Origin of the sequence: Methanoculleus sp. UBA430, from assembly GCF_002506585.1 — an archaeon.
Lineage (GTDB): Archaea > Halobacteriota > Methanomicrobia > Methanomicrobiales > Methanoculleaceae > Methanoculleus.
Genome location: NZ_DAXW01000011.1, coordinates 454 through 17,039, shown reverse-complemented (window position 1 = coordinate 17,039; position 16,586 = coordinate 454). Strand labels below are relative to the sequence as shown.

The following is a 16,586-nucleotide window of genomic DNA, read 5'->3' as shown; positions in this document are numbered from 1 at the left end:
CGGCCCTACTCCGGCAGAGGGCCGGTCAGGAGAAATGAGCAGCCACGGCGCTCATTTTGTCGCCATCGTCTGCAGGATTGCCATGATCCCCGGTTTCCCTTTCCTCCGGGACCGCGGGCCGAACCCGCCCATCCCCATATCGGCGGATCCGAACATCTCGCTGTTCAGCCGGTCGGTGATCTCGTCGAATATCCGCTTGTAGGCGGTGCAATGGGGATCCACTCCCCGGACCTCGCCGTTCGTGGGGGCTATCGCGTTGTAGGGGCACCCGCCCCGGCAGTACCTGATGTGGGCGCACCCGGCGCATTCGCGGTCGACGTAGTCCTTGAACGCGTGCATCAGTTTCCAGGCATCCGACCGGGCGAGGTCTTCCTGCGTGGGACGGTCGCGGACGTTCCCCATCACGTACTCAGGCATCCCGACGAAGCGGTAGCAGGGGTATATGCTCCCGTCCGGCCCGACGGCAAGGGTGGTTCCCATGCAGTCGACGAATGTGCAGACGGTCCCGTGCCGGGTGAAGATGCACTTGCAGAGGTCGTTGATGTTCATGATCTCGATCTTGCCGAGGTTCTCAAGGTATGTATCGAGGAGGTAAACCAGCAGTTTCCCGTACTCCTCCGGCTCGAGCGCCCACTCTTTTGGGTTCTCGCTCCGGAGCGACGGCAGCGCCGGGTGGAGTTTGAGGGGAAACCCGCTCTTGAGGAAGAAGTTGACGATCTCCTCCTTCTGCTCGACCGACTTGTTGGTGAACGTGCAGATGAACCGGACCTCAAGCCCGTTTGCCGTCGCGATCTCATACCCCCGCATGGTTTTTTGATAGTATCCCTTCCCTCTCTGTGCGTCGGTGATCGCCTCGGGGCCGTCGATGCTGGAACCGATGGGGATATGGTATTCTGCAAAGATCTTCGCCATCTCCGGGGTGAGCAGCCAGAGGTTGCTCTGCAGGGCGAACGTCGGTGCAAGACGGGCGAGGGCCCCGGAGAGGATGGGGAGCGCCTGCCGGTAGAACTCCGCGCCGGCGAGGAGCGGTTCCCCCCCGTGGAAGGTGATGGTGACCTGGTCGGACCGGTAGTCCTTGAGCCACGCCGCTATCTCCCGGACCGTCTCGATACTCATGATCGGAGACCCTTCATCAGAACTCCAGCAGTAGTGGCATCTGGACGGACAACCGAGCGTGGGGATGATCATGACGTGAAAGGGGCTCTTCATTGTACCGAGCTTCTCCTCAAAAGATGTTAAAACCTATTCATATGGGTGCTGACACCTGCAGCCGCGGCAGGCGTCTCGGTATGACGGGCCGTTGTGCACCGTGCTCGCCCGGGTGAGCAGATGCCTCCGGGGACTACAGCGAATGAGTGCAGCCCGGGCTGCACGATTCATCACAAACAGGATCGAACTCGTTCTCGGTCGCGGGGAAGATCGCGTGAGAGGGGCTCTCCCGATCCCCGCCGCGAGTTTGTTCGCTTGCTTCACCGATGATCGGGCGACGTCACCTCGTCCGCGATGGGGACGGCGACGCCGAGATATCGGCGCCCGTTACCCCCTCGATCGTGTACCGGTCCTACGCCTTCTTGGCGACCGAACTCCCCATATCGACGCCCACAATCCCGACGATGGCGCCGGTCGAGTCCTTCACGGGAGCATACCCGGAGATGATGGTGGCGGTCGTGTTGTCCCACTCTTCAGTGGAAAGTTCGCTCTCTGCAGAGGGGCCGGCAAACCCGGCGAGCAGCCTGGAGTCATCGTCCGTAGGCCGGTAGGTGCTGCCTATCGCGGGTGTGTCGCCGGGCCTGTAGTCCGCATCCACGACATACTCGATGGTATCATTGACGTTGCGCATCGTGTAGACGTAGAGGACCCCGGTATTTGCGTCCCGGAAGGCCGCGAGCCGGTCGCGGATGGCGGTGAACTCCGGTGTGGTCTCGTCGCCCGGCTTGAGCGCGGCGAGGGCGTCGCCGTCGATCATGCCCGCAGCCTCCACCGCAAGAGCCTTCAACTCGTCCTGCATGGTCTCTGCCGGGGCAGGACTCTCCCCTCCGGGGGAGAGTACCATCAAAAGCCCTGCAACAACGACGATCAGGGCAATGATACCGACCACTAACTTGGTCGGAATGTTTTGCTGCGTCAAAACACACAACTCCGATTCAGACTGGGTACGGTGCCCACTAAAAGGTTTCTAAACATCCGCTGCCTTCCCGGAGTTCGTTCTGGTATTTCGCCGTTAAACGTTGCATTTGATGCAAAAAACAGAATCTACTGCCACCGATTCGGCACTGCGCAACAGTTGCCGGGGTAACGACAGTCCCGGAACCATTTTCTGCTCCCCCTCCGTATGGATGTATGAGGAAGAAGAATGGACTTCTCTGACTGCGTGAAATTTGCAAACGCCAACCCCGTGACCTACATCGCGACAATGGACGGCGACCAGCCCCGGGTCCGGGCGTTTGCCATGTGGTTTGCCGATGAGACCGGGTTCTACTACCACACCGGGACGCCGAAGGCCGTCTGGCAGCAGCTCGTAAAGAACCCGAAGGTCGAGCTCTGTTTCTACGAGCCCGGCGACGCAGGGCAGATGATGCGGGTCGCGGGTGAGATCGAGGTTGTCGAGGATCCGGCCTTAAAAGAGCGGCTGGTTCGCGAGCGGCCTTGGCTCCTCCAGATCGGTCTCTCCGGCCCCGCCGACCCGAAACTTGCCGTCTTCCGCGTGGCACACGGCGAGGCTTACTTCTGGACGATGGAGTACAACATGCGGGAGGCCGAGGCACCCCGCGTCAGGTTCTGAGCCTCGCCATCCCCTCACCAATCCTTTTTCATCGCTTCCGCCTTCAACTCCTTCGGCATCAGTTCGATCGCGTACCGCAGAGCCGTCCGGGGCATGGCTCTCTTGTTCGCCATCACGTAGCGGAATACCTCGTCCGTGTGCTTCCTGCTCGCCTCCTTGAGGAGCCACCCGTAGCCTTTCTGCACCATGTCGTCCGTATCGGTGAGGAGGAGATCGGCGATCGCAATGGCCTCGTCGAGGAACTCCCCGTGCTTTGCCGGCACGATCAGCGAGACCGCCGCCGCCCGCCGCATCCAGCGGTTCTTTGACTGCGTCCAGCGCTTCAGCTCGTCGATCGCTTCCGGGTACCGGACGACATAGTCCCCGACGGCATGGTTGCAGAGGCCGTCGCAGGTGGCCCAGTTGGTGATATAGGTCTCAATCCAGTGGCGGAAGATGGTGATATCACCGGGTTCGTAACGGTCGGCGAGCTGCTGGGCCCACTGGGAGACGACGAACGCCTCCTCCATCATCCCCGACGAGTAGAGTTCCTCGCAGAGGGAGAAGATCTCCCGCTTCTCGCGGGCTTTGACCTCCTTCCAGTACTTCTTTGCGATCGCGATTCCGGTTGCCGTCTTCATCCCGTAGCACCGGACCTCCTCCTTGAAGAACCGCCGGCCTTTCTCCCGGATCTCTGGGTCCGCGTGCGCCGCGAACTCCTCCCGTATCGCTTCGACGACCGTGTCCATATGCAGGTGTACGGGGGGAAGGGGGATAAACAATACGGCACTCGTATCCCTCTGCCGCTCAATCCGTGCGCGGAGCATACTCGATGGCGACATGCAACCCTGGGTCGGACTCTGCTCCAGTGGCCCTGCGGGCGAATAAAAAAGCGGGGTTTATCGGAAGATCATGGCTGCCGGCCGGGAGATCCCGCGTCTCCGGCCGGTCGGGAGGGTGCACTCTCCCGAACCTGTTCGAGCACCGTTCGGCGGGGATAGAACCCGAACCTCCGGTAGAACGGGAAGGCCTCCTCGTTTCCGTCGGCGACCGCCACCCGGTTCTCGACCGAGCCGTTCTCGTCCAGCCACATAAGCGCCCGGCGGACGAGTGCCGTGCCGATACCCTGCGAGCGGTAGGTCTCGTCGACGTAGAGCGACTCGATCTCCCCGATGCGCTCTGCCGAGAGCGAGGTTACGCAGTAGGCGACGCACCGGTCCGCCGCCGGATCACAGGCCTGGTCGACCCGCAGGTCTCCGGTCTCTGCACACCGGACAAAGTGCGCCTTCCGCTCGTCGAAGGTCGTGTGCTCGAAGAAGGCCCGGAACGTCCGCGCACGGACGCGGTGGTGCTCGCAGATCCGGTTCCAGAGCGGGCGGATGACGTCGATGCCGGCGATGTCCGTGGTGCGGTACTCGATGGACGGCGCCGGTGCGGTCATACTCTCTCCGTCCCTGCTTTTGCCGGGCACCGGGCCGGTGCTGCATCGTCGGTGCCGAGATACTGCGTTCCCCAGGCGCAAAGCGCCTCCAGGATCGGGAGGAGGGTCCTGCCGAACTCGGTGACGGCGTACTCCACCCGGGGCGGCACCTCGGGGTAGACCGTCCGCTGCACGACTCCGTCCCCCTCCAGTTCCCGGAGCTGCCGGGTGAGCATCTTCGCGTTGACGCCGGGGAGTTCCCGCTGCAGTTCGGAGAAGCGTTTGACCCCGTCGCAGAGGTGCCAGAGGATGAGCGCTTTCCACTTGCCGCCGATGACGTCGAGAGCCGCTTCGACCGGGCAGTGGAAGGTCCTGCCGTTCTTTGTGTAGGCCATGGTTCCACCAATGAAAGTAAGTTACAGGAGTGCCTGTATTCCCTATATCTCCTCTTATGGAGTATTTATCCTGGTGGTCCGTAATGCCTGAGGCGAAAGGACTATCTCTGCTGACGCGCCCGGCATCCTGCCGGGAGTGAGGTGTAACGATGGAAAAGAGCGAGATTGGAAAGAACTTCTTCATCCCGATGCCGGTCGTGCTCGTCGGGACGCAGGTGAACGGAAGGGCGAACTTCATGGCCGTGGGCTGGTGCTCGCGGGCGAACGGCAACCCGCCGATGATCCTCTGCGGGATCGCGAACGCCCACCACACGCCCAGAGGCATCGCCGGGACGGAGACCTTCTCGGTGAACCTCCCCTCCTCGGCCCTGCTGGAGAAGACCGATTACTGTGGGCTGGTATCGGGGAAATCGGTCGACAAGTCGACCGTCTTTGACGTCTTCTACGGGACGCTCAAGACCGCACCGATGATCCGGGAGTGCCCGGTCAACCTCGAGTGCCGGCTCGTCGAGACGGTCCTGCTCCCGACCCACACGGTCTTCATCGGCGAGATCGTGGGGGCATATGCGGACGAAGGGGTGCTCCGGGACGGGAAGCCGGACTACGCGGCGATCGACCCGCTCCTCCTGACCATGCCCGACAACCGCTACCACCGGCTTGGGGAGCACGCCGGCGACGCCTGGAGTGCCGGGAAAAGCCTGATGCGGCAGGCTCCGGGGGCCTGAATGGAGACCACGCTTGTCGACGAGGCCCTCTGCACCCGCTGCGGGACCTGCTCGACCGTCTGCCCTTCGGCAATCGTCGGTGCCGCGGACGAAGACCCCCTCCCCGGGGTCCCGGAGGAGAAGGCCGGGATGTGCATCGCCTGCGGCCACTGCGAGGCCTTCTGCCCTACGCAGGCGCTTACCCTGAACGTCAGGCCGGAGGAGAAGGCGGACGTCCCGGCCGGTGCGGGGACGCTCTCGCCCGGCGACCTTGGCGTCTACCTCCAGAAGCGCCGGTCGGTGCGCCGCTACACGGACGAGCCCGTCCCCCGGGAGACGATCCTCGCGGTCCTCGACGTCGTCCGGTATGCGCCGTCGGGAGGGAACGGGCAGCCGGTGCAGTGGATCGTCGTCCACGACCCGGCGAAGGTCCGGAAGATTGCCGCCCTGACAGTCGACTGGATGAAGACCCTGGTCGAGAGCCGCCACCCGATGAGCGGCCACGTGCCGGGGCTCATCCGTGCGTGGGAGGTGGGCAACGACGTCATCTGCCGCGGCGCTCCGCACCTCCTCGTCGCCCATATCCCCGAAGGGAACCCGGTCGCGTCCGTGGACGCGATCATCGCGATGACGCACTTCGACGTCACTGCCCCGGCGTTCGGCATCGGCACCTGCTGGGCCGGGTTCGTCTCGATGGCCGCGGCATCCTACGGGCCGCTCCAGGAGGAACTCGGCATCCCCGCAGGGCGGTCCCTCTTCCGCTGCCCTCCGAGGTACCGCTCGATGTGCGTCTTCCTGATCCCCATCGCGAGCAGGCGCCGGGTGACCTCCTCCCGGCCATGGATGGAGATCTCTTTCTTTGTCCGCCGGAGTGCCTCGACCTCCTCGCGGTAGGGGAGCGTTCCCCGCCCCTCCGTCAGGTCCCGGAGGAGCGCCGGGTCGCATCCGGTCGCGGTGATCCCCTCCTCCGGGCGCATCTCAACCCGGCACGCCCCGGCAACATACTCGACCCGCCGCCACCCCTGCTCCCACTCGATCGCCGCATACGAGGACGGGGAGCAGTCGAGGGCGACATACACCTTCCCGGCGACGACGCCCGCCATCATCCCGTAGTGGCCGGTGACGATGCACGCCGCCGGGAGGTCAAAGAGCCAGACCCGGTTCGCGAGAGGGGCGTGGGCCACCACGATATCGACCGTCTCTTCGGCCTGGCCGGCCATCCTCTTCTCCTTCCCGGTGGGGACGCCGAGGAAGCGGATGCCCTGGACGGTCTCCGCCTTCCCCGAGATCTCGTGGATACGGGGGCTCTCCTCCGCCGCTTCCCGGACGCGGCCGTAGGTGCCCATCGTGTCGTCGTTGTTCCCCTCGACGATGACGCAGTGCCTCCCCACCGCTGCGATCTCCCACAGAAGGCCGAGGAAGAGTTCCGTCTCGTCGAGCCCCGACCGCGAGCACCGGTCGTAGGCACCGTCGCCGGCAAAGACGACGATTGCCGGGTCCGTCTCCCCGACACGGCGGAGGAACGAGGTGGCATCGACCTTTCGGCCGCCGGGCGCACCCCGCTCCCTCGTCCCCCAGGCGAGATCGCTGAACGCGAGGATCCTTGCCATGGGCCGGGGTTGAGTGCCCGGGGGTAATAGGTCTCGCGGTCGTCCAAAGATTGATGCCGACGGCGGCCAAGAAGGGGGCGCAATGCCGCGCACGACGAGCCCATCCCCGAACGCTACGGCGGGTCCCGCCCTGATCTCATGGAACATCACCCTCCGCTGCCCGCTGAAGTGCGCCCACTGCTACGCGGATGCAGGCGAAAGCGAAGCAGAAGGAGTCCTCTCGACAGAAGAGGCGTTCTCGGTCATCGACCAGATCGCCGCGGTCGGAAGGCCCGTCGTCGTCCTCTCCGGGGGAGAACCCCTCCTCAGGGAAGATATCTTCGAGATCGCCCGGTACGGGACCGAACGGGGACTCGTGATGGCGATGGGCACGAGCGGGTATCTCCTTGACGCTGAGACGGCGAGACGGCTCGCTGCGTCGGGCGTCCGGTCGGTGGCAATCAGCCTCGACTCGGCGGATCCGGATACCCACGACGCGTTCCGCGGGGTTCCCGGCGTCTGGGAGCGGGCGGTCGCGGCGATCGGGCACTGCCTTGAAGCGGGGCTCGCCGTCCGGATCAACATGACGGTCATGCGCCCCGTCCTCGCCGACGTGGAAGGGGTGCTCGCCCTGGGGGAATCCCTCGGCGTGCGCGACTACCAGATCTTCTTCCCCGTGGAGACCGGGAGGGGACGCGAACCCGGCCAGGGCGGTCCCCGCGAGTACGAGGACCTGATCCGGGACATCCTCCTCCGGTACCGGGAGAGCGATCTTCGAGTCCGGCCGACGTGCGCACCCCAGTTCCGCCGCATCGCAGAGGAGGCCGGGATCGAGGAACCATCAGGCTGGAGCCGGGGCTGCATGGCCGGCATCAGTTACTGCCGGATCTACGCGACCGGGGAGGTGACGCCCTGCCCCTACCTGCCGGTGAGCGCGGGCAACCTCCGCACCACGACGTTTGCCGGGATCTGGAACCATTCGGTACTCTTTGACGTCCTCCGTGACCCCCAACGGCTCACCGGGAAGTGCGGCCGGTGCGGCTACAGGGCAGTCTGCGGCGGGTGCCGGGCACGGGCCTACCGCGGGGCCGATGCCGTTCCTGCCCGGTGGTGTGACGGCCTCATGCGGCCCGACAACCCCTGCGGGGAGGTCTCGCGCGAGGACCCGTGGTGCCCCTACGAGCCCGGCGGCATCGACCGGACCGATCTCGCAATCCTCGATGCCCTCCAGGACGACCTACCCCTGGTGCCCCGGCCGTGGGCCGCTATCGCGGCGAGAGTCGGGATCGCGGAAGACGACCTCCTCGCGAGGATGCTGCGGCTTCAGGCCTCAGGCATCCTCCGCAACGTCTCGCCGGTCTTTGAGTCACGGAGGTTCGGGCTTGCCGCCGCGTCCCTGATCGCCCTCCGCGTCCCGGAGGACCGGGTGCGGGAGGTGGCGGAGATCGTCAGCGGCTACCCGGAGGTCTCGCACAACTTCCGGCGGGACCATCCCTACACCCTCTGGTTCACCCTTGCCGCCCCGACAGAGGAGCGGCTCAGCGAGGTGCTTGCGGAGATCCTCTGCCGGGCCGGCATCCCCGAAGAGGACGCGCTCGACCTGCCCACCGTCCGGGCATACAAGATCGATGTCCGCTTTCCCCTCTCCGGGGAGGAGGTGACCCGTGGACCCGATTGACGTCCGCCTTCTTGCAGAACTGGAGAAAGGAGTCCCGGCAGTCAGCGAACCGTTTGCCGGGATCGGAAGGCGGCTCGGCATACCTGAGGCAGAGGTGCTCCGCCGGGCGCAACGCCTCCGCGACGATGGGGTTATCCGGAAGATCCGGGCCCGGATCAACCAGCGGCTCGTCGGCATCACGGCAAACGCCCTCGTCGCATGGCGGCCGCCGGTGGAGTGGGACGAGGAGGCGCTCTCCCTCCTCGCCTCCTCGCCGGGGGTCTCCCACTGCTACCTGCGCCGGCCGGTGCCGGGGAGATGGGAGTATACCCTCTACACCGTCCACCACGGCAGGAGCCGGGAGGAGGTGCGCTCTGCGGTCGAGGAGATTGCGCGGACGGTCGGGTGCCGGGAGTATATCGTGCTCTTCAGCACCAAGGAGTACAAGAGGGTGCCGAACGTGCGTATCGGCGAGAATGGAGGAGATCTGCAATGAACAGGATTACACAATGCATGCACGGGCGGGGAACGGTCAGCAGCGTCGCCCGCCACCGGGATAGGCTGCTTACAGAAGTGCCGGGGAAGTACCTCGCGTTCGTGCGGGAATACCGGCCGGTCGTCTTCTGGAACCTCACCGACCGGTGCAACCTCGCCTGCGCCCACTGTTACGGCAGGTCCGGGCCGGACTCGGGGACGGAGGGCGAGCTCTCGACCGATGAGGCCCTCGCGCTCATCGATGACTTCGCCGCGATGGGCGTGCCGCTCATCCTTCTCTCCGGCGGCGAACCCCTCCTCCGCGAGGACCTGCCGGAACTCGCCCGTGCGGCGGGCGAGCGCGGGATCCGGACCGCGCTCAGCACGAACGGCACCCTGATCACCCCCGGCGCCGCCCGGATGATCCGGGACGCGGGGATCGGCTACGTCGGGATATCGCTCGACGGTGCGTCCCCGGAGACTCACGACGCGTTCCGGGGGACCGCGGGAGCGTTCGAACGGGCGATGGAGGGGTTTGCCCGGTGCCGGGAGGCTGGCATCCGGACCGGCCTCCGGGTCACCCTGACAGAGGAGAATTATCGAGAGCTCCCGGCCCTGATCGACCTCGCGACGGCCGAAGGCGCCTCCCGGTTCTGCCTCTACTGGCTTGTCCCGAGCGGGCGGGGGGGCGAGGTCTACGACCGGCTCCAGGTAGGCCCGGAGGAGGTAGACGGGGCGCTCACCCTCCTCTACCGGAGGGCCAGGGAGATCGATCCCGGGTCCATGGAGTTCCTGACCGTCGACGCCCCGCAGGACTGCGTCCACCTCCTCCGGGCCATGGAGCGGGACGGGTCTCCCGACGTCCGCGAGGCCGAGGCGCTCGTCCGGTCCCTGAACGGCGGGTGCAGCGCGGGTACGCGGGTGGCGAACGTCGACCCCCGGGGGAACGTCTATCCCTGCCAGTTCGCCCGGTCGCCGGAGTTCCGCGTCGGCAACGTCCGGGAACGGCCGTTCTCCCGGATCTGGCAGGACGCGGAGAACCCCGTCCTCTCCCGGTTCCGGGCGACACCGCGGGACCTCTCGGGGAAGTGCGGGCGGTGCGGCTACCGGGACCTCTGCGGCGGCGGCTGCCGGGTGCGGGCGTATGCCGCCGCCGGGGACCACGCCGCCCCCGACCCGTTCTGTTTCGTCGAGGAGTAAAAAAGAGGGGTGGCGGCTCCGCCGCTACTGCACTCCGTCGAGCGGGATGCCGAGCGCGTCCGCGACACCCTTCCCGTAGGCCGGGTCGGCCTTCAGACAGTTACCAATGTGCCGGACCTTGATGAAGTCGGGCGCATCCCCCATGGCGCGAGCGGTGTTCTCGAAGAGGACCTGCTGCTCGCCCGGGCTCATCAGGCGGAAGAGTTTGCCCGGCTGGGTGTAGTAGTCGTCGTCGTCCTCGCGGAAGTTCCAGGCACCCGCGGCGCCGGATATCTCGAGATACGGCTCCCGGTACTCGGGCTGCTCCTGCCACTCGCCGAAACTGTTCGGCTCGTAGCCGACGGCGGAGCCGGCGTTGCCGTCCACCCGCATCTGGCCGTCACGGTGAGAGGGGTTCGCGTAACATCTCGGCCGGTTGACCGGGATCTGGTGGTGGTTGACCCCCAGGCGGTAGCGCTGCGCGTCGCCGTAGGCAAAGAGGCGCCCCTGCAGCATCTTGTCCGGCGAGATCCCGATCCCCGGCACCACGGCGGCGGGGTTGAACGCGGCCTGCTCCACGTCCTGGAAGTAGTTCTCGGGGTTCCGGTTCAGTTCGAGCACGCCCACCTCGATCAGCGGGTACTCCCCGTGGTACCAGACCTTGGTGAGGTCGAAGGGGTTGTAGGGCATCTTCTTCGCCTGCTCCTCGGTCATCACCTGGATGTACATCGTCCAGCGGGGGAAGTCGCCCCGCTCGATGCTCTCGAAGAGGTCGCGCTGGTGGCTCTCGCGGTCTTTCGCGACGATCGCCTCGGCCTCCTCGTCGGTCAGGTTCTTGATGCCCTGCTGGGTCCGGAGGTGGAACTTGACCCAGACGCGCTCGTCTCCCGCGTTGATCATGCTGAACGTGTGGCTTCCAAAGCCGTGCATGTGGCGGTAGGAGAGGGGGATCCCGCGGTCGCTCATGGTGATGGTCACCTGGTGCAACGACTCGGGAAGGGAGGTCCAGAAGTCCCAGTTGTTCTTTGCCGACCGCATGTTCGTCTTCGGGTCGCGCTTGACGGCGCGGTTGAGGTCCGGGAACTTGTGGGGGTCGCGTATGAAGAAGACGGGCGTGTTGTTCCCGACCAGGTCCCAGTTCCCTTCCTCGGTGTAGAACTTGATGGCGAAGCCGCGGATGTCGCGCTCCGCGTCGGCCGCACCGCGTTCGCCGGCGACGGTCGAGAATCGCACGAAGACCTCGGTCTTCTTGCCCACTTCCGAGAAGATCTTCGCTTTCGTGAACCGGGTGATGTCGTGGGTGACGGTGAACGTTCCGAACGCCCCGGACCCCTTGGCGTGCATCCGCCGCTCCGGGATCACCTCCCGGTTGAAGTGGGCGAGTTTCTCCTGGTACCAGACGTCCTGCATCAGCATGGGGCCGCGTGGACCGGCGGTCATGGCGTTCTGGTTCTCCGGCACGGGTGCGCCGGCAGCGGTGGTCAGTTTCTTCCTATCATCCATACGTTATGCCTCGTTTCTCTGTGGTTTATGGGTAGAGCAGGGTTGGTGGTTTGCTGTAACCTTACTTCAGGCAGATTTAATTCTGTCGGGGCAGTCTGCAACCCGAGATCGGGAGGTCCGGGCCGTAAGACGCCCGGTGTCTCCGGATCTCCTCAGGAACCATCAGGCTGGTTCGTTTCACCTCTTTGCGGCAGAATGCCCCCTCCGCAAAGGCGGGGTAGTTGACTCTACCGCCAACGGCGTCACATTAATCTTCATCCTTGAAGAGATGGTATACTGAAAAACCCTCTCGTTTCCGCTGAACGATCGAGAAAGGGGCAGCTCCTGCCGACGCCGATCGCTCGACGGTCGTCCGCTACACCCATGAACGTCAACTGGCGAGCCATACCCCAGGCGAACAACACCCTCGCCGTCTTATCCGCGGCGTGCGAAGGCTCCGGGTACCACTTCGAGATAACCGATGCGCCGCAGCGCGACGTCACCGTCTACAGCCTGAACTCCATCAACGAACGCTTCTATCGTGACGAGATCGCAGGAGCCGACTGCATAACGATCGCGGGAGGTCCTCATCCCTCCGCCTGCTACCGGGAGGTGGCGGAGTACGCCGACTACGTCGTCGTCGGGGAGGGCGAGTACACCCTCCCGGCGCTTCTCTCTGCCATCGAAGAGGGGAGGGACCCGCCGCCCGGGGTCGCCACCGCCGCCGGCTACACGCCTGCCCGGCATACCGTCCTCCTCGACGGCTATCCGCCGTTCTCGGACCTCAAGGGGTTCGTCGAGATCACCCGGGGGTGCCCGTTCTCCTGCGGATACTGCCAGACCCCCCGCCTCTTCGGGCGGTGCATGCGCCACCGTTCCGTCGAGGAGATCGCTCGCTATGCGTCACGTCACCGGGATATCCGGTTCGTCACCCCGAACGCGTTCGCCTACGGGTCGGACGGCGTTCACCTCCGGCTCGATCGCGTGGAGCGGCTCCTCGAGAGCCTCGATGGGCGGATCTACTTCGGCACCTTCCCCGGCGAGGTGCGCCCGGAGTGCGTCTCGCGGCAGTCCGTCGAACTCATCCTCGACCACTGCGCCAACACCCGCCTGCACTTCGGGGCCCAGTCCGGGAGCGACCGGGTGCTCCGCCGCCTGCACCGGGGGCATACCGTGGAGGACGTCATCCGTGCCGTCGAGATCTGCCGGGAGCACGGGCTCGTCCCGGTCGTCGATTTCATCCTGGGGCTGCCGTTTGAGAGCGACGACGACCAGCGCGCGACGCTCGACCTCGTGCGCCAGGTCACCCGGGCGGGGACGGCACACATCCACTACTTCATGCCGCTGCCCGGGACCCCCCTCGGGAACAGCCGTCCTCGCCCGCTCCTTCCGGAAACCCAGAAAGTTCTTGGCAAACTGGCGCTCGGCGGCAGGATAACCGGCTCCTGGATGGATCAGGAGATAAGGTTTTTTAGACGCACTCCTCATCTATAGAGCATGACGGATGTGCTACTCTTAGCAGATCTGCACGGTAACTACGGAAAGCTTGACGCTTTTCTCAGCTACGACTACGATGCAGTCATCATTGCAGGCGACATCACCAACTTTGGTCCACTTGAGCCTGTAGATTCGGTACTCTCCAACTTCGAAGTACCGTGTTTTGCAATCCCCGGCAACTGTGACCCCCGTGAGATCGTCGACGTGCTCGAACGCTCAGATGCAGTCTGTCTGCACAACTCCTGGATAGCGCTCGGAAAGATAACGCTCGCAGGTCTTGGGGGTTCGAACCAGACGCCTTTCGGCACGCCGTTTGAACTTACCGAGAAAGAGATTGATGGTGAACTCACCCGGATCGTCAACCACATGGACAAGAACATCCACAACGTCCTGATCAGCCACGCCCCGCCCTACGGAGCCCTGGATTCCATCGGCGAGGAGCATGTCGGCTGCCAGAGCATCCGAAAGCACATGACCCGGTTCGACCTGGTCTGCTGTGCTCACATTCACGAAGCACGGGGGATCACCGAGGTCGACGGCGTCACTGTCGTCAACCCCGGGCCCGCATCAGAGGGCTACGGCGCTCTCATCCACTTTGGGACGGAGCCAAAAGATATCCATATCGACCTTATCGCTGTCTAGATAACAGCATCTCAAGATACGAGGTGTAGATCGGTGGACCGTCTACACCCAACCCTTTTGCAACCGCTCCTATCCGTTCGGCAGCGTCCTTTGTATCATCCTCGGTCAGGATCTCGATCTCGATGAACGTCCCGAGACCCTCGACGTCGTCGAGCGTCACTGTCACCTCCCCCATCTCGTAGAACTCCCGCGTCTTTGAGACCGTGGCGGCCCGCCGGAAACCGAGGCGGGAGAGGATCTCTTCAAGGGTTTCTCCCGAGGCCACCGCGAGGTTGAACTCCTCGCGGGCCTTTGCGCTCCCTACCCGGATCTTGGGGGCTTTGTAGGTCACGGTGACCCCGGTATCGTCGTACCTGACCCGTAACGCCTCATCGGTCTCTCCGAAATCGCGGTTGGGGGCGTTGTAGTAGACGTCGCGCTCCTGCTGCCTACTCGTCATCCGCACTCCCTGCCGGTTGAGCCGGGCCCTGATGCGGGAGACGTCAGGGACCGCAAACTTTGCTTCTACTTCGAGCATGACAATCGCGTCAGATCGTCTCTTTTGGAAGCGTGATAAACCCTCACTGCACGGGCCGGACCGGGCCGGCGGTCGCCTGCCGGACAAGGTCTCTCTGGTTCCGTGCGGCGGCAAGGAGAGCACCGTCCCCGAGATGCTCCGCAGAGACGATCGCCCGCTCTGTCATCACCAGAGCCGTGTCGTGATCCTCGCGGTGATGGAACCGGAGCCCCAGCTCCAGGTTCAGGTCCGCCGCCTTTCCGTACTCCCGCGCGTGGAAGTAGTGGCAGGCAAGCGAGAGGAGGACGTGCAGCCTGCCGGAGAGGCGGTGCATGGAACGCTCGAAGCAGTCTGCCGCACGGGCATTGAGCGCTACCCGTGCACCCGGGATGAGTTCGCGCCTGCAGTGCTCCTGGAGGAGGGGGTGCGCGAAGGCGTATTCGCCGCCGGGGAGCCTCCGGAATATGCTGCTCCCCTGCAGCCGGTCCGTCACACTCGTCCCCGGGATGTCGAGCATGCAGCCCATGACCGGCACCGGGAACGGGGGGTTTAAGACAGAGAGCCCCTCCGCCCATGCCCCCTCTGGCCCGGGGAGCGTGGCGAGGGCAAGCCCTGCCGGGTCTTCTGCCCCGGCAAGCACGTCTGCGATCGTTTCTTTAGAGGGTGTAATGCCGCGGTGGCGCAGGGCGTTGAAGCAGGCCATGAGGCTGAACGGGTCGCCCCCGGTCTCCTCGAGGAGGGCGGCTGCTGCTGCGTCATCGATGGAGAGGTCAAACCGCCTCTCCGCCAGTTCCCGGATCTCGTGGGGCTGCATCCCTGATAGCGGCACTTCGGGGATCTCAAGACCCTGGATCTCCTCCTTCCCCGGGCCGGCCGCATCCCCCGTCCGGCAGGTGAAGGCAAGGAGGATGCCGGGCGGAAGATCGCGGACGGTGTCCAGGAGGAGGCGCCGGTCGAGGCTCGAGGCGAGATGAACGTCGTCGAGCAGGACTGCCGCGGCCCGACCGGTCCCGGCCATCAGTCCCCCGAGTTCCCGGAGCAGCTCCTCGAACGCCTGGCGCACCCGGTCGTACCCGACCTCAGGCGACCGGGCGAAGATGCCGATAATCTCCTCGCCGGTCTTGGAGAGCAGGCCCACCGGCTCCACCGGGGCGGCATACTTCTCCAGCACGTCGTCGGCATACCGGACTGCCTCCTTCATCCCCTCGGTACCGAGGATCTCCCCGAATCTCGCGGAAGCGGCGTGCCCTCGCAGGTCTTTCAACAGGTCGCGGAAGACCGAGAAGATCATCCCCGGGAGGTCGAAGACCTCACCCCTGAGGACAGGCTCCTCGCCCCCGGCGGGGTTCTCCTGCACCTCGTATGCGAGCAGGTTCAGGAGCGAACTCTTCCCGATGCCGGGCGGGCCGGAGATCATCACCGCCTGCCCGTGCTCTGTTGCCCGCGAGAGGATGGCCGAGAGTCTCTCTCGCTCCTTCTCTCTGCCGCAGAACTCTCCAGGGGGAGAGGGGGCGTACGAGACACTCTCCGCCTGCTGCTCTCCCTCGTCTATGATCCTGTCCGGTCCCATTCCCCTTCCTCACCCCCGCAAGATAAATACCATTCCATCCAAATAAAGTGGGACAACGAGACGCAGGTATGCGGCGGGCCTGTACGCGTCCCGTATCGGCCCGATAACGCAGCTGCTATTCAAGGTGAATGGAATGGCACTTCAGGAAGGAGATTTTATCAGGCTCAGATACACCGGCCGCGCCGGTGAGAATATCTTCGATACCACGGATGAGGAGAACGCAAAGGAAGAGGGGATCTACAACCCGCGGGCGGAGTACGGTCCTGTCACCGTCCGCCTGGGGAGCCACCACGTCATCATCGGCCTTGAGGACGAGCTGATCGGGAAGGAAGTCGGCGCCGAGGGCCAGGTTGACATCCCGCCCGAGAAGGCGTTCGGGGAGCACGAGGAGGACGGCATGAAGTCCGTCCCGACCTCGCAGTTCCAGGAGAAGCCGAAGCGCGGGACGCGGATCGAGGTTGAGGGCCGCGAGGGCGTCGTCGTCGACGTCATCGGAAAGCGCGCGGTCGTCGACTTCAACCATCCGCTTGCTGGCCAGACCCTGACCTACTCCTACTCGATCCTGGAGAAGGTCGAGGACCCGATAGAGCAGATCAAGGGTCTCATCAAGCTCTTCTCGGGCCGAACCGACATCGGGATCAGCATCGCCGACGGCGTGGCCGAACTGACGCTTCCGCCCGCGATCACATATGACCGGCGCTGGATGGTCTGGCGGGGCAC

General features: G+C 64.9%; 17 protein-coding genes. 9 read left to right on the top strand and 8 right to left on the bottom strand.

Translation table 11 applies throughout. The features are described 5' to 3' along the window. Positions 1–51: 51 nt before the first annotated feature. The gene (locus BRA49_RS09245) at positions 52–1,209 is read right to left on the bottom strand and encodes a TIGR04083 family peptide-modifying radical SAM enzyme (RefSeq protein ID WP_292385435.1); all 1,158 of its coding nucleotides are present in this window, start codon (positions 1,207–1,209) and stop codon (positions 52–54) included. A gap of 352 nt (positions 1,210–1,561) precedes the next feature. Further along, positions 1,562–2,098, bottom strand: a complete 537-nt coding sequence (locus BRA49_RS09240; protein ID WP_292385434.1) for a hypothetical protein — start codon at positions 2,096–2,098, stop codon at positions 1,562–1,564. A gap of 255 nt (positions 2,099–2,353) precedes the next feature. Between BRA49_RS09240 and BRA49_RS09235 the strand changes: the two genes are divergently transcribed. Beyond that, positions 2,354–2,782, top strand: coding sequence for a pyridoxamine 5'-phosphate oxidase family protein (locus tag BRA49_RS09235; protein ID WP_292385433.1), 429 nt, complete (start codon positions 2,354–2,356; stop codon positions 2,780–2,782). 14 nt (positions 2,783–2,796) lie between these two features. Here BRA49_RS09235 and BRA49_RS09230 read toward each other — a convergent pair whose 3' ends face one another. The 3 genes from BRA49_RS09230 to BRA49_RS09220 form a co-directional block, all read right to left on the bottom strand. Further along, positions 2,797–3,510, bottom strand: coding sequence for a DNA alkylation repair protein (locus BRA49_RS09230; RefSeq protein ID WP_292385432.1), 714 nt, complete (start codon positions 3,508–3,510; stop codon positions 2,797–2,799). Between the two features lie 161 nt (positions 3,511–3,671). Beyond that, on the bottom strand, positions 3,672–4,202 hold the full coding sequence (locus BRA49_RS09225; protein WP_292385431.1) for a GNAT family N-acetyltransferase: 531 nt from the start codon (positions 4,200–4,202) through the stop codon (positions 3,672–3,674). Continuing rightward, a complete protein-coding gene (locus BRA49_RS09220) occupies positions 4,199–4,576 on the bottom strand; it encodes a winged helix-turn-helix transcriptional regulator (RefSeq protein ID WP_292385430.1) in 378 nt (125 codons plus the stop codon). Before BRA49_RS09220 ends, BRA49_RS09225 begins: the two co-directional genes overlap by 4 nt. A 149-nt stretch (positions 4,577–4,725) precedes the next feature. Here BRA49_RS09220 and BRA49_RS09215 point away from each other — a divergent pair, with 149 nt between their 5' ends. From BRA49_RS09215 to BRA49_RS09195, 5 genes are all read left to right on the top strand, one after another. Next, entirely contained in the window at positions 4,726–5,301 is a 576-nt protein-coding gene (locus BRA49_RS09215; protein WP_292385429.1) for a flavin reductase family protein, read from the top strand. After that, positions 5,302–6,174, top strand: a complete 873-nt coding sequence (locus BRA49_RS09210; RefSeq protein WP_292385428.1) for a nitroreductase family protein — start codon at positions 5,302–5,304, stop codon at positions 6,172–6,174. 798 nt (positions 6,175–6,972) lie between these two features. Further along, positions 6,973–8,547, top strand: coding sequence for a radical SAM/SPASM domain-containing protein (locus tag BRA49_RS09205; protein WP_292385427.1), 1,575 nt, complete (start codon positions 6,973–6,975; stop codon positions 8,545–8,547). After that, positions 8,534–9,022 carry an AsnC family transcriptional regulator gene (locus tag BRA49_RS09200; protein ID WP_292385426.1) on the top strand — a complete coding sequence of 163 codons (489 nt, stop codon included), beginning with the start codon at positions 8,534–8,536 and terminating at the stop codon, positions 9,020–9,022. The genes BRA49_RS09205 and BRA49_RS09200 overlap by 14 nt, the downstream gene beginning before the upstream one ends. Then, positions 9,019–10,200, top strand: coding sequence for a radical SAM/SPASM domain-containing protein (locus BRA49_RS09195; RefSeq protein WP_292385425.1), 1,182 nt, complete (start codon positions 9,019–9,021; stop codon positions 10,198–10,200). The genes BRA49_RS09200 and BRA49_RS09195 overlap by 4 nt, the downstream gene beginning before the upstream one ends. Positions 10,201–10,224: 24 nt before the next feature. On the opposite strand, the gene BRA49_RS09190 is transcribed toward BRA49_RS09195, so the two are convergent. Continuing rightward, complete coding sequence (locus BRA49_RS09190) at positions 10,225–11,682, bottom strand: catalase (RefSeq protein ID WP_292385424.1); 1,458 nt, start codon at positions 11,680–11,682, stop codon at positions 10,225–10,227. A 363-nt stretch (positions 11,683–12,045) separates the two neighbouring features. On the opposite strand from BRA49_RS09190, the gene BRA49_RS09185 reads away from it, so the two are divergent. After that, the gene (locus tag BRA49_RS09185) at positions 12,046–13,155 is read left to right on the top strand and encodes a TIGR04013 family B12-binding domain/radical SAM domain-containing protein (protein ID WP_292385423.1); all 1,110 of its coding nucleotides are present in this window, start codon (positions 12,046–12,048) and stop codon (positions 13,153–13,155) included. Positions 13,156–13,158: 3 nt separating this feature from the next. After that, positions 13,159–13,800: a metallophosphoesterase family protein gene (locus tag BRA49_RS09180; protein WP_292385422.1), complete on the top strand. Its 642-nt coding sequence runs from the start codon at positions 13,159–13,161 to the stop codon at positions 13,798–13,800. Here BRA49_RS09180 and cyaB read toward each other — a convergent pair. Both cyaB and BRA49_RS09170 read right to left on the bottom strand, forming a co-directional pair. Further along, positions 13,787–14,317: a class IV adenylate cyclase gene (gene cyaB / locus BRA49_RS09175; RefSeq protein ID WP_292385421.1), complete on the bottom strand. Its 531-nt coding sequence runs from the start codon at positions 14,315–14,317 to the stop codon at positions 13,787–13,789. The two genes, BRA49_RS09180 and cyaB, sit on opposite strands and share 14 nt — an antisense overlap. 43 nt (positions 14,318–14,360) lie before the next feature. Then, the gene (locus BRA49_RS09170) at positions 14,361–15,866 is read right to left on the bottom strand and encodes an AAA family ATPase (protein ID WP_292385420.1); all 1,506 of its coding nucleotides are present in this window, start codon (positions 15,864–15,866) and stop codon (positions 14,361–14,363) included. Between the two features lie 133 nt (positions 15,867–15,999). Between BRA49_RS09170 and BRA49_RS09165 the strand changes: the two genes are divergently transcribed. Beyond that, positions 16,000–16,586 (top strand): FKBP-type peptidyl-prolyl cis-trans isomerase (locus BRA49_RS09165; protein WP_292385419.1); only part of this gene is annotated, 587 nt, incomplete at its 3' end.

Bases quoted from the DNA above. Each gene is read 5' to 3' on its own strand.
- BRA49_RS09245 (WP_292385435.1), bottom strand. From the start codon at position 1,209: ATGAAGAGCCCCTTTCACGTCATGATCATCCCCACGCTCGGTTGTCCG.
- BRA49_RS09235 (WP_292385433.1), top strand. From the start codon at position 2,354: ATGGACTTCTCTGACTGCGTGAAATTTGCAAACGCCAACCCCGTGACC.
- BRA49_RS09230 (WP_292385432.1), bottom strand. From the start codon at position 3,510: ATGGACACGGTCGTCGAAGCGATACGGGAGGAGTTCGCGGCGCACGCG.
- BRA49_RS09225 (WP_292385431.1), bottom strand. From the start codon at position 4,202: ATGACCGCACCGGCGCCGTCCATCGAGTACCGCACCACGGACATCGCC.
- BRA49_RS09220 (WP_292385430.1), bottom strand. From the start codon at position 4,576: ATGGCCTACACAAAGAACGGCAGGACCTTCCACTGCCCGGTCGAAGCG.
- BRA49_RS09215 (WP_292385429.1), top strand. From the start codon at position 4,726: ATGGAAAAGAGCGAGATTGGAAAGAACTTCTTCATCCCGATGCCGGTC.
- BRA49_RS09210 (WP_292385428.1), top strand. From the start codon at position 5,302: ATGGAGACCACGCTTGTCGACGAGGCCCTCTGCACCCGCTGCGGGACC.
- BRA49_RS09205 (WP_292385427.1), top strand. From the start codon at position 6,973: ATGCCGCGCACGACGAGCCCATCCCCGAACGCTACGGCGGGTCCCGCC.
- BRA49_RS09195 (WP_292385425.1), top strand. From the start codon at position 9,019: ATGAACAGGATTACACAATGCATGCACGGGCGGGGAACGGTCAGCAGC.
- BRA49_RS09190 (WP_292385424.1), bottom strand. From the start codon at position 11,682: ATGGATGATAGGAAGAAACTGACCACCGCTGCCGGCGCACCCGTGCCG.
- BRA49_RS09185 (WP_292385423.1), top strand. From the start codon at position 12,046: ATGAACGTCAACTGGCGAGCCATACCCCAGGCGAACAACACCCTCGCC.
- BRA49_RS09180 (WP_292385422.1), top strand. From the start codon at position 13,159: ATGACGGATGTGCTACTCTTAGCAGATCTGCACGGTAACTACGGAAAG.
- cyaB (WP_292385421.1), bottom strand. From the start codon at position 14,317: ATGCTCGAAGTAGAAGCAAAGTTTGCGGTCCCTGACGTCTCCCGCATC.
- BRA49_RS09170 (WP_292385420.1), bottom strand. From the start codon at position 15,866: ATGGGACCGGACAGGATCATAGACGAGGGAGAGCAGCAGGCGGAGAGT.